We start from the raw sequence: 12,486 nt of genomic DNA, 5'->3' as shown, positions 1-12,486 counted from the left end.
GGGCGATGCGGCCGGGCGCGGCGCCGTGCCTCCGTGCCGTGCCCCGCCGACCTCCCGTCCCGTCGTCCCGCTGACCTCGCGCCTCCGTACCCGGGTCAGTGGAAGCGCTGGCCCTCGTCGCGGCGGTACGCGTACACCGAGAGGACGGCCAGCAGCACCGTCCACACGGCGAAGGAGACGGCCGCCACCGGGTTCAGGCGGTAGTCGCCCACGGCCGCCCACATCAGTTCGGCGGCCCCCCGGGTCGGGGTGAAGGGCGCGACCGTCTCGATGAATCCGGGTGCCCGGCCCGCCCCGGAGAACAGCCCTCCGGCGAAGGCGAGCGGGAAGAACGTCAGCTGGACCACCGTCAACGCCGCCCGGATCGGCAGCAGATAGCCGATCGTCAGCCCCATGAGGGTGAACGGGACCGAGACCAGGACCACCACGACCACCCCGGTCAGGAAGCCCGCGACCGTGGTGGTGGCCTCCGTCGCCACGGCCGCGATGACCAGCAGCGGGACCATCGACAGGAGCATGGTGAGCAGCCCGGACAGCAGCCGCCCGGCGAACTTCGGGCCGGGGCCGCTGGGCAGGGTGCGGGTGTAGAGGTCCCACGGCTGCTGGCGCTCCTCCGCCACCCCGATCCCGTGCCCGAACAGGTTGCTGATCATGGTCGCGAAGACGATCATCGCCGCGGTCGCGTAGGTCGCGCCCACCGGGTCGTCGCCGGCGGCCGGGACGACGAAGAACAGCATCGACACGCCCGGGAAGAACGCCGTGCCCACCAGGGCGATGGGGATGCGCATGGTGCGCAGCAGCTGGTAGCGCGCGTGCATCAGGGTCATCCGGACCTGGGTGCGCACGGCCGCCCGCACGCTCCCGCCGGACGCCCACGCGCCGGACGGCGGGGCCGCGGGCGCCTCCTCGAAACCGCCCGCCGTCTCCCGGGTGTCTATCGCCACGGGCCGCTTCCCCTCTGTGTCGTCGTGGACGCCCCGGCCGGGGCGCCGTCGGTGCCGGTCTCCTCCGCGAGGGAGAGGAACGCCTCTTCGAGCGTCGCGGAGCGGACCTCCAGTCCGGAGAAGGGCGCCCCGCTGCGGACGAGTTCGCGCACCAGCGCGTCGGCGTCGGGGGTCAGCAGATGCACCCGGCCGTCGACGCGTTCGGAGCCGAGGATGCCGGGCAGCGCGGGCACCTCGTCGGCCAGCAGGCTGACCCGCTGGGCGCGCACCAGCCCGCGCAGGGCGTCCACCGTGTCGTCGGCGGCGACCCGCCCCCGGGTCAGCACCACCACCCGCCGGGCCAGATGCTCGACCTCCTCCAGATAGTGGCTGGTCAGCAGCACGGTGCCGCCCTCGGCGTGGAACGCGCGGATGACCTCCCACAGGGTGCGGCGGGTCTCCACGTCGAGCCCGGTGGTGGGCTCGTCGAGGAACACCATCCGGGGCCGCCCCACGAACGCCAGCGCCACCGCCAGCCGGCGCCGCTCGCCGCCGGAGAGACCGCCCGTCTGGCGGCGCTCCTTGTCCAGCAGGCCGAAGCGGTCCAGGAGTTCGCCCCGGGGGACCGGTTTCTCGTAGTGCGCGGCCGCGAAGTCCACGACCTCACCGACCCGCAGGGTGGGCGGCAGCCCGGTCTCCTGCGGTGTGACCCCGATGAACCTGCGCTGCCCCGGGGAGCGCGGATCGCCGCCGAACAGCGCGCAGTGGCCCGAGGAGGGCCTGCGCAGCCCGACGAGCAGGCTGAGCAGCGTGGACTTCCCGGCGCCGTTCGGCCCGAGGAGGCCGACCAGTTCGCCGGCGCGGATCTCCAGGTCGAGGGGGTGGAGCGCGGTCGTGCCGCCGTAGGTCCGCGCCATCCGCACGGTCCGGACGGCCGGGGGCGGTGCGTCGGCGGCCGGCGCCGCCGACGGGTCCGCCGCGGTGAGCAGGGTGCGGGCCATCAGTGCTCCTTGGGTTCCGGCCGAGGGGCGGCACCGGCCGTGCCGGGCGCCGCGAGCGGGAAGAGGTGGACCAGCCGTGCGTAGGTCTGCAGCTCCTCGGCCATGGTCAGCCCGAGCCGGTTGTGCAGCATGTGGACGTGGGAGAAGAAGACCTCGCCCGGGTGCTCGACCGTGCCCTGCGCCCGCACCCGGTCCGCCAGTTCGGCGAGCAGGGTGTGCCACAGCGCGAACGGGCCGTGCTGGGCGGGGTCCACGGCCGGCGGCGTGCCGCCCGGACGCGGGCCGGTCCCGCACAGCCGGTCCAACTGCTCGGTGGACAGCTGGAATCCGGCCCCCACCATCTGCCGAAGGGCGTCCAGTCCCCGCGCGTAGAACATGGCCTGATCGACCGGGCCGCCCAGCGCCGTACCGGCGGACATCGCCGCCCGCAGCGCCATCGCCGACCGCGACCGGACGTCGGGCAGCCGGGGCAGGAAGGCGCGCACCAGTTCGCTGGAGAGCTGGAACAGCCGCTCGGAGGCGGGCATCAGGGCGGCCCCGCCGTACCGCTCGGTCTCCGGCACATAGCCGTCCTGGTGGACCCCCGGGTCCCGGGGACCGGCCGGCCAGGCACCGCCGCGCGGGTCCTCCAGCGCGGACAGCCGCCGGGCGTGCCCCAGATAGGTGTTCCGGTCGATGGGTTCCTCGCCCTCCCGGAGCCGCGCCGCACGGCCCAGCCGGTCCTGCAGCAGACGCTCGGTGCGTGCCGTCTCGGCGGCGCTCAGCCCGCCGATCCGCAGCCGCAGATGCGGCCCGTGCTGCCAGTAGCGGATGAAGAACCAGGGCCGGTCCGGGAACAGGTCCACGGCGGGGCCGATCACCTCGGTGACCACCCGGTCGTGCGCGGACCTCGCCATGGAGCCGAGATGGAGGTGCCAGGAGCGCCACTGGACCGGGAGGTCCGGTTCGCGGAAGGCCGACGCCCCGGAGGGCAGCCAGTGCGCTGTCCGGGACGCCGTGCTCCCGGTGGTGGGGGACTGCACCGTTGTTGTCTCCGTTCTCTTGTCACTGCCGTAGGTCGAGCAGCGGGCCGCTGAACCGCGACGTCCCGCTGATCACTGCGAGGACGACCGTCTCGTCGTCCGGCAGCCCGAGGACGCGCCGTGCGGGCACCTCGCGGAACGCCCGGACCGGGCGCGCGCACAGGCCCGCCGAAGCGGCCGCCAGGGTCAGTCCGTGCACGGCCCAGCCGCAGGCGTACTGCGCCGCCGTCCAGCCGCCGGCGCCCAGGTCCCGCGCCAGTTCCCGGGGCCGGAAGGACAGGAACCACAGCACCGACGCGTGCCGCACGTCGCAGCCGTTGCCCGGTGCCAGGGGGTAGCCGTAGATCTCCTCCAGCCGGGCCGGCACGCCGGGGCCGGCGGCGCGCGGGGTGTACGCCCCGGCCGTCACCTCGTACACCCCGTCGGCGCGGCCGGTCACCGACTGGGTGACGGCGGTGACCCGCAGCGCCCCGGCCGCCGCCCCCAGCACGGCGCCCGGCGGCGGCGTCAGCAGCCAGGCGCGCGCGGTGTCCAGGACCGAGCCCGCCACGGGGCCCGGCCGGGCCGTGTTCCCGAACAGACCGCGCGGCATCCGGCCCGAGGTGCGGCGCCACAGCACCTCCGCCCAGGACAGGCCGGTGTCCGGTGTGCCGGGCGGGACGGCCGTGCCCACGGGGGCCGGGGCGCCGGGGAACCACTGGGCGCGGTTCATCTCCACCACATCGGCCATCACCGCGTCCGGCACCGCCTCGGCCGCACCGGCCCGGCCGGCCGCCTCCCCGGGCGCCTCCCCGTCCAGTTCGACCACGACCGGAAGGGTCCACTCCCAGCCGGGCGCCAGCCCGAACTCCGCCAGCCGCTCGCGGGCCCCGGGCCCCGGAAGGCGCACCCGCGCCGCGACCCCCAGAAGCTCCAGGGCGACGCACACCGCGCGCAGCGCGATGCCGAGTTCCAACTGCACCAGCGAGCCCCGGTACCAGCGGTACGTGGCCGGCAGCCGGGTGAAGCGCCCGGTCAGCAGCACCTCGCGCGCCGCCGAGGGCGCGTCCGATGCGCCGGACAGCCCGACCAGCGCCCGCCGGTACGGATCGAACACCCGCCGTCTGCCCCGGTCGTTGACGAGGACCTGCACCGGGAACTTCGCGCGCACCGAGGCGTACCCCCGGTGGTCGTTGAACGGGTTCTCCGGCTCCCGGCGCTGCACCCCGAACGCCGCGACCAGCGCGTGGGCCAGCGCCCGGTCCTCCGGCAGGCCGGCGATCCGGCCCGCCGGGAACGGGGTGTCCTCCAGGAGGTCGACCGTCCCCGCCGGCAGCGCGGTGAGGTCGTCGGGCCGGGCCGCGTCGGGCAGCCGGGGCGCCACGGGCAGCGCGGAGACCGGGACACCGGGCGGGGGTTCGGTGCCCGGGGGCACGGGCGGCACGGGCGGGCGGTCGGCCCCGGCGGCGTACAAGTACCACATCCGGTCGCGGGCCATGGTGTCCACGCCCTCCGGCACCGGCCCCGCCCCGTCCGGCGCGGGCCCTTCCGGTACGTTCACAGCTGCCTCCGGGGTCACGGGAACGGATGGGGGTCGTAGGGCGCCGTACGGTTGCGGGCCGGGCCGCCGGCCACCGCGGCCGCCAGCCGGGGAAGCCCGGACAGCCGCTGCTGGGGCTGGCCGAAGCACATCGGCGTGATGCCGGGCACGACGGCCTTGGCCACCGCGAGCCCCAGGTCCCGGTGCTCGACCGTGGACTGATCCACCGTCAGGACGCGCTCCAGACCGGCCGCAGCGAAGAGTCCCGCCGTGAAGTCCAGGGCCCGGCGCACATCGCCGCGCGCGGCCTCCCGCAGCCGGTGCGGCCAGCCGGGAAAGGCGTCCCGCAGCGCGACCCGGGGACCGCCGAGCACCGTGGTGACCCGCGGCAGGGCCTCCGGCAGCGAGTACAGCTTCAGATGGTCGTGCAACTGGTCCACCAGCCACGGATCGGCGTACATCGGCTCGATGTCCTCGCGCGTCCAGGTCACCGGGTCGGTCACCAGCTGCGTCAGCTCCCACAGGGCCGTGCGCGCCACCGAGACCGGGTCGGCGCCGGATCCTGCGGCGGAGAAGCTGGCGGGGAAGGGCCGTTCCCGGTTCACCGCCAGCGACCAGATCACCGGCAGCTCGATGTCGTCGGTCGCCACCAGCAGATGCACATCGAAACCGCGCGCGTCGACGAGGTCCAGCAGCCGCCGCGACGCCGGATCGGTGACGGAGGACAGCGCGATCGACGGCAGCGGGGCGGCCCGGTGCCAGGCGTTGAGGAAGGCGTCCCGCTCGGCCAGCTCGAACAGCGAGTGCAGCACCGCCTCCTCCGGCGTCGATCCCAGGGCGCAGCCGCTGGAGGAGTCGTGGAAGTGGAAGGTCCGCTCGCGGGAGTCGGTGCGGCGCACCGTGTCGTACGCCCGCCGGAACCGGTGGTCGTACTGGTAGAAGCCGATCTCCGCCGGAACCAGCGACGACGGCCCGCCGTGCAGGTCCCTGGCCCACACCCAGTCCATCGGCGTGTCCGGCGTGTACCGCGTGACCCGGCAGCCCGGATGGGCCAACTGCTGCTCCGTGTACTGCCCGAGCGTGTCCGGATCCAGCGCCCGGCCGGCGAGATCGCGGTAGGCGACCGGACCGACGACGGCCGCCTCGTGGGGAAAGCCGCCCAGCCTCTCGTACGCCTCCAGGATGGCGACCGGCTCCGCGTCCGCGAAGCTCCCCGCACGGGCGAAACCCATGGCCAGCGAGTCCGGCAGGGAGGCCAGGCTCATGGCGTACGGGGGCAGCGCCTCGCGCACCACCCGGTCGACCGGACCGAACCGGGGATCGACCGTCCGGGCCCGCAGCCGCCCCGGGGCCAGCAGCCCGGCACCGTCCGCGCCCCGCGTCGGACCGCCCGCGCCGGCGGGCACCCGCCGCGCCGGCAGCGGGGCCGGCGGAGCCTGACCGGCCGCGTCGGGGCCGGTCGCGCACACCCGGCAGCGGGCGCTGCGCCGTACCAGATGGCGCCGTGAGGAGGGCCCGCCGAGCGCGTACAACTCGCCCGCCCCGAGCGGGCGTTCTCCCAGGTTCCGCAGGGCGGGAGCCAGCATCTCCAGGAGGAAGGGGCGGCGCATCGCGGGACGGGAGACCGGGATCAGCGGGTCGGCGGCCAGGGGATGGCCGGCGACCACCCGGGCGCGCAGCTCCGCGCACCCCGCGCAGCCGCCTTCCGCGCCCGGGACCCAGTAGGGGCCGATCAGCACCTCGCCGCCGAACAACCGGACCGACAGGTGCGGCCGGCCGGTGGCGGACGCGGCGTCCGTCCGCGCCCGCTCCCACTCCGCGTTCCAGCCGCGGTTGAGGGAGAGCGAGCCGGGCAGGGCCGCCGCCACCGGGCCCAGCGCCCGCACCCACTCCCCGGCGGCGGGTCCGAGGAGATCGGGCCCGGTCAGCACCTCGGGGCCGGGGCGCGGGCGGTCGGGGGCCGTCGTCGTCTCAGCGGGCATGGACGGGCTCCTCGGCGTGCGCCGGAACGTCGGGACGGGACGGACGCGGGGGGTCCGGGACGGGGCCCAGCGACACCGGGCCGTAGAAGACAGGCAGGGCGCCCAGCACCGGATCGGCCCGCAGCGCCGTCCCTACCGGCTCCCCGGCGTGCTCCCCGATCTCCGCGCGCAGCCGGGCCAGCGCCTGCGGCCCCGCCGTCCGCAGCGCCCCCGTGTGCACCTCCGCCACGGCCGCGCCGGGCCGCAGCCGGTCCGCGACGCGCACCGCCAGCGCCGTACCGAGACACCCGTGGACGGCCTCCTCCACGGTCGCGCCCCAGCCGTGCCCGTACACCTCCCCGGTCTCCGCGTGCACGGCACGGGCCAGCGTCCAGCCGACGCCCGGCACCTCCCGCAGCCGCACCGCCACCGGCAGTCCGTGCTCCTCGGCCAGGGCGCGCCGCACCACCTCGGTGGCCGGCGACAGCCGCGCGGGCAGCGGCCGTTCACTGGGCACACACCGCTCCGTCAGCACCCGCAGCGCCCCGTCCAGCAGCCACAGCTCCTCGGTGGTCCCCGCGCCACCGGCCACGTCCGTCCCGTCCGGACCGGCCGGCCGGCGCAGCGCGTCGAGCGCGACCGCCACGGTGGCGCCCTGCTGGTCCCCGGCCCAGGCGACGACCCCGCCCTCCGCCCCGCCGGGCAGCCGGGCCTCGCGCAGCGCCACCGGCAGCTGCGGCAGATCGCCGCCCTCGGCCAGCGCGAACAGCCCGGTCCACGACGCCGACAGCGGGGCGACGACGTCCTGGAGCGCCGGGTCGGCGGTCGCGGCGCGCGCGGCCTCCGCCGATGCGGGGGCTCCCGCAGGTGCCGACGCCGATGCCGGTGCCGGCCCGGTCGCCGTGGAGTGCGCCGCCGTACGCAGCCCGTCGGCCGACAGGTCCTCGCCGTGCACGACATGCGCGGCGCCCGGCGCACCGACCCCCGCCAGCGTCTCGAAGACCAGCTGTCCGGCCAGGGCCCCCGCCAGCGCGTCGGCTCCCGGCCGGGGCGCGGGCCCGGTCTCCAGGACCTGAGCCCAGCCGTCGGCCCGGGCCGCGAGGGCGTCGGCGGCCTCCGCGCCGGAGCCTCCGGTCACCACCGGCCCGGCCAGGGCGGTGGGGCCGAGGCGGACGGGGACCAGCGGTACGCCGTCCGGGAGTTCGAGGAGCCGGACGGCGGCCGTCGCGACACCGGCGCCCTCGGCACACCAGACCACCGCGTCCGCCCCTCGGGCGGTGTCCGGGCCGGCCGCACCGCCGGTGAGCAGTCTCGCGCCCAGCCGCCGCGCGGTCGCCACCGCGTCCTGCGGATCGGTGGGGGCGAGCACCAACCGCCCCACCCCGGCGCGGGCCAGACCGCGCGCGGCGGGCAGCACGGCCGAGCAGGGGCCGTACAGCAGGACCCGGGCGGCGCGCAGCGCGGCGAAGGCCGCGTACGGGTCGTCGCCGAACGCCTCCAGATGAGCGAGCGCCTCGCCGAAGCGCTCGCGGGTCTGTGCGTCCGGCGCCTCGACGGTGAACCGTCCGGGGTCCAGCAGCAGATCGCGGGCGCGCAGTTCGTCGGTGAGCCTGCGCACGGCGGGGCGGGCCCGCTCCGAGCCGAGGGCCGCCACCATCGCGTCCTCCGTGGTGCCCGTCTCCAGCAGCGGCACGCAGACGTCCGCGACGGTGAGCATGACCGGGGGTCCCAGGATGACGAACTGGGTGTGCGGCCCGCTGAAGTAGACGCCTCCCGAGACCGGTGCATAGTGCAGATACGGGCGTGCCCTCATCGTCATGCGGTCGTTCCTCCGTAGGTGAAGGGGGCGCCGGCGGTCCGGGCGATCTCGACCACCCATTCCGCCGCGTGCCGGGAGTCCGCCACGGCGGGCAGGGCCTCTTCGAGATAGCCGGGGCTCCGCCGGTCCATGAGCCGGGGCAGCACCCGAACGGCCACGGCGCTCTCCAGGTCGGTGTACTGCGGTTTCTGCCGCTGCCTGTGCTCCTCGGCCCCGAAGCCGGCCGCCGCCGCGGCCTGCAGCGCCTCGGTGCCGTAGGTGGCCTCCAGCGGTGTCTTGAGGACCACTTCGGCGGGGACGCCGTACCGGGCCCGCCAGCGGGCCAGCGCCCGGATGCGGTCGGTCTCCTCACGGCCGGCGGACACGGCCTCGGCGAACTCCGCCCCGCCGTACCAGCGGCGCCGGGCCAGCACCGTCTTCCCCACCAGGATCCGGGGACAGGCGCGGGTGGCGGTGGCGTCGTCCCCCGCCGTCGCCCGCCAGTCCCCGACGAAGTCCTCCATCAACCGGCCGCCGCTCACCAGCCAGGCCGCGATCCGCGCCGGGACCGGCAGGAACTCGGGGTGCCCGCTGCCCAGGGACAGCACCCGCAGATCGCGGCCCTCCGCGTCGCGCACGCACAGCGCGTCGGTCGCCGGGTCGTGGGCCAGGCGCAGCGCCGACCAGCCCTCGGCGTCGATGCCGTCCGGCAGGACCCGGGCGTGGGCGTTGACGTTGAGCCGGTGCAGTCCCAGATCCTCCACGACCCGCCGGCCGTCGGCCCCGTACTGCCGCCGCAGCCGCTCCGCCAGATGCGGCAGCGCCCGGCCGCCCAACTCCTCGTCGGCGCCGAGGAACCGGCCGTAGAGCATGCCGTGCCCGGCGTACGCGTCATTGAGGACCAGCCGGTCCCGCCAGGGCTGGACGAGCACTCCGTACGCCAGCGGGTCCTGCCGGAAGCGGTCCGGCACCCCGGCGACCAGCTCGCGGACCTCCCGTGCGGACAGCGCCACCTCCCGGGCGCCCGGCCCGGCGGCGGTGAGGAGGTCCCGCATCCGGGCGAGGACGTCCCGCCGCAGCCCGTGCAGCCGGCCGAGCGTCCCGTCGGCCGGGCCGCCGTCCTGCGGGATGTCGCCGTCCACGGCCCCGCCCCGCCGGTACACCTCGGCGGCGATCCGCTCGGCGTGGGCCACGAGCGGCACCTCGGCGCCCTCCCCGTACCACTCCACGAAGATCGCGGAGAGCACCGCGCGGATGTCGTGCAGCCGGTCGAAGACGGACAGCAGTTCCACCCCCGCCGCCAGGTCGTCCAGGGCGCCGGTCCAGGGCGCGGTGTCCACCGTCAGGGACGGCAGGACGTAGTCCTCCTCGACCAGGACCCGCGCGTGCCGGCCGGCCCGATGGGCGAGGTCGGCGAGCGTGGAGCGCAGCCGGTCGAGCACCTCGGCGCGCTGCCCGGCCGGGGCCGCCCCGACCTCGGGCAGCAGCCGGTTCACCTCGGCCAGCAGCGGGGCGCCGGGCAGCCCGGGGCGGTCGAGCATCGTACGGAAGGGCAGCGCGCCGTCCTCCGGGCCGTCGCTGAGGCAGAGGATGCCCGCGCCGACGGCCCCGCGCACGGCGTTCAGCGCGTCCTCGGGCGGACAGCCCAGCGTCGCGGCCACCTCGGCGGCCACGGAGGACACCTGTCTGGCACCCAGCGCCACGGAGTCGACCAGCGGACGCACCGGGCCGGCGACCGGGACGGAGAGCCGGCGGATGGTGTCCCCGGCGGACCGGAGGAACATCAGCGTCTCGCGCCCCGGCCCGAACTCCGAGGTCGGCGGCAGCTGCACCCAGTCCCCGGGGCCCAGCGGCCGGTCGGGGGCCGCCTCGTGACGCAGCCCGCCGAGCACGTAGTGCAGCATGATCCGGTCGAGCCCCACGACCGGGACCGCGCCGATCGGCGTCACGTCGTCGAGCGCGACGCCCCCCGGGCCGGGAACGGCCAGTCCCACGGCGGTGAACCGGGAGAGCGGACTCGTACGGATCATCGCCCGGGTCACGTACTGGACGAGACCGCGCTCGGACTTCCGCAGCCGCGCGGACAGCTTCCCGCCGCCGTCCAGGGCGGCCCGGTAGCGGTCGGCGCCGGCCGCCACCTCCGGCGCGACCAAGGCCAGCGCACGCCTGAGGTCGTCGTCGGCGAGCAGCCAGGCCAGCCGCTTCCGTTCCCGGTCGGCCGCCTGCGGGTATTCCCGCTCCAGCGCCGCCCGCAGACCGTCCCGGGCCTGCCGGGCCGCCCGCCAGCGCGCCGTCGCCGGCACCGGATCGTCCTCCGAGCGCGGCATCCGGTCGTTGTGGATGTCCCGCCGCAGCGCGATGAGCGCGCCGCGCTCCCCGGGGTCGGCGGTGGCACCGATCAGCTCGTGCAACCGCGCCGAGCACTCCTCGGCCGCGGCCTCGACCTCGCTCTCCGCGGCGCACACCTCGTCCAGCAGCGCGGCCAGCACGGGGTCCGCCAGGCGCACCCGTGGCAGCGGGTTGACCCGCAGCATCCACAACGGCTCACCGGCGGGACCGTCCTCGCCCGTACATCGGGGCCTCATGCGACGGTCCCCGCGGGCCGGCCGGCCGCAGCCCGGGACAGGCGGTCGTTCCAGGACTCGCCCAGCACCTCGTCCACCGTCTCCGCGATGGCGTAGCACAGGTAGTAGCGGTGGAGCGGGGCCACGTCGAGCAGCAGGAGCTGCTGGTAGAACAGATTGATCAACAGCCGGTACGAGGCGAACCAGTCGGTGGTCGCGGCCACCGCCCCCGACGCGTTCACGGCCGTGTGGAAATCGCTGCCCCGGTGCCCGCTGACGTCCTCCTGACCGGGCGGCCCCATCGTGGTCCTGTCGAAGCCGCCCTCCCGCTCCTCCAGCGTCCGCAGGGTGAGCGCCCCCTGCGCGACGGCCGAGTCGAAGACCCCCATGCCGTACTGGAACGCCTGACGCCAGCGCGCCGCCGCAGGGCCGCCGCTGTCCTCAAGGGCCTGCCGCACCAGCGAGCGCATCAGCGGCGCGTCCCCCGCGAGCCGCCGCGCGAAGACCGGCCGTACGTCCTTGCGGGGCGCCGCCCAGGCGAGGAACGCCTCCGCGTGGCTCCGCAGCGAGAAGACCCCGAACGCGAGGCCGGAATGATGGGCCCCCGCCAGCGCGACCATCGCCTCGGCCACCCGGGTGGGAAGCGTCCCCGCCCCCGACGCGGCCTCGGCGACCGCCGCCGTCAGCGGCCGGTTGATCCGGGTCAGCACCAGATCGCACAGGGCGTTCAACGGCTCGGGCCAGGTGGCGGTCCTCGGGGCGTCCAGCCACTCGATCCGCCCGTGCGGATGCATCGGCAGATAGGGCGGTTCCACCCGCTCCAGCCGGCCGAACTCCCGTGCGCGGGCGAGGTATTCCTCCTCGCTCTGGAGCTCGTCCGGCGCCGGCGATCCCGCGTCCAGCTTCCGTGCCAGCTCGTCCCAGGGAAGCACCGCGCCCCCCTCGCCCCCGGCCGGGCGGGCCACCAGGTCCACATGCGGTCCGTGCAGCCACCCCCGCCGCAGATACAGCACCGGCGCGTTCAGCTCCTCCTCCAGCATCCGGACCGCCGGCAGTACGGCGCTCCTCAGCCACTCGGGACGGATGCCCCCTCGGGTGTAGAGCCGGACTCCGGTCGTACCTCCTGGGGCACGGGCCGGAAGGGCAGCGGGGTGGGTGTCCAGGTTCAAACCGTGTCACCTGCCGTGATCGGGTCGGTCGGGCGAGCCGCCGCCGATCCTGCGTCGCCGCCCGAGCACCCGACAACGGCCGGACGATCACGGCTGACATGCGTCACCCCTTTCATGACATTGATCACGGACCGCCCCCACCCCCTCGACGCCGCCGCGCCCGCGCTGCACCGTGGGGACCGAGCGCCCTGGGACAGGGGCCTGGCATGTGCCGCCACCCGGGGGCGGCCCGGACCGGTCCGTGGCGCATCCGATCCGGCCGTGGTCGAGGGCGTGACCCGGCCGGCGATGACCGCCGTGGCCCGGGTGGGGGGCCCGGCCTGGTCGAGCGGTCTCCTGGGCCGATCTCGGTGGGCCCGATCAATCGAACCGCTTGCCCCCGGTCGCCGGCGCCGATGAGCATGCCGTACTCGATCCGGTCGCTGTCCGTGGCCGGCGCCACGCCATGTGGATCGCCGTCGGGGCGGACTGCCGCGCCTTGAGCCCGGCACCGAGCCCGGTCTCCGCACACCGATCCACCCCGGATGCA

General features: G+C 76.2%; 8 protein-coding genes. All 8 read right to left on the bottom strand.

Annotation, left to right across the window (positions count from 1 at the left end; translation table 11 throughout):
• Nucleotides 1-95: 95 nt before the first annotated feature.
• Genes ACWCXC_RS05820 through ACWCXC_RS05785 form a run of 8 tightly spaced genes read right to left on the bottom strand, consistent with a single transcriptional unit; the run spans nt 96 to nt 11,957 of the window.
• Nucleotides 96-944: an ABC transporter permease gene (locus tag ACWCXC_RS05820; RefSeq protein WP_450886846.1), complete on the bottom strand. Its 849-nt coding sequence runs from the start codon at nt 942-944 to the stop codon at nt 96-98.
• Complete coding sequence (locus ACWCXC_RS05815) at nt 935-1,924, bottom strand: ABC transporter ATP-binding protein (RefSeq protein ID WP_450886844.1); 990 nt, start codon at nt 1,922-1,924, stop codon at nt 935-937. Before ACWCXC_RS05815 ends, ACWCXC_RS05820 begins: the two co-directional genes overlap by 10 nt.
• Nucleotides 1,924-2,946: a thiopeptide-type bacteriocin biosynthesis protein gene (locus ACWCXC_RS05810; protein WP_450886842.1), complete on the bottom strand. Its 1,023-nt coding sequence runs from the start codon at nt 2,944-2,946 to the stop codon at nt 1,924-1,926. Before ACWCXC_RS05810 ends, ACWCXC_RS05815 begins: the two co-directional genes overlap by 1 nt.
• A 22-nt stretch (nt 2,947-2,968) precedes the next feature.
• Entirely contained in the window at nt 2,969-4,486 is a 1,518-nt protein-coding gene (locus ACWCXC_RS05805; RefSeq protein WP_450679975.1) for a nitroreductase family protein, read from the bottom strand.
• A 14-nt stretch (nt 4,487-4,500) separates the two neighbouring features.
• Nucleotides 4,501-6,447, bottom strand: a complete 1,947-nt coding sequence (locus ACWCXC_RS05800) for a TOMM precursor leader peptide-binding protein (RefSeq protein WP_450886839.1) — start codon at nt 6,445-6,447, stop codon at nt 4,501-4,503.
• On the bottom strand, nt 6,437-8,245 hold the full coding sequence (locus ACWCXC_RS05795) for a hypothetical protein (RefSeq protein WP_450886837.1): 1,809 nt from the start codon (nt 8,243-8,245) through the stop codon (nt 6,437-6,439). Before ACWCXC_RS05795 ends, ACWCXC_RS05800 begins: the two co-directional genes overlap by 11 nt.
• Nucleotides 8,242-10,809 (bottom strand): lantibiotic dehydratase, encoded by a 2,568-nt coding sequence (locus ACWCXC_RS05790; RefSeq protein ID WP_450886835.1) that lies wholly within the window; start codon nt 10,807-10,809, stop codon nt 8,242-8,244. The genes ACWCXC_RS05795 and ACWCXC_RS05790 overlap by 4 nt, the downstream gene beginning before the upstream one ends.
• Nucleotides 10,806-11,957, bottom strand: a complete 1,152-nt coding sequence (locus ACWCXC_RS05785) for a hypothetical protein (RefSeq protein ID WP_450886833.1) — start codon at nt 11,955-11,957, stop codon at nt 10,806-10,808. The genes ACWCXC_RS05790 and ACWCXC_RS05785 overlap by 4 nt, the downstream gene beginning before the upstream one ends.
• Nucleotides 11,958-12,486: the final 529 nt, after the last annotated feature.

This window comes from Streptomyces sp. NPDC001515 (assembly GCF_053597115.1).
This window is presented reverse-complemented; position numbering and strand designations above follow the sequence as displayed.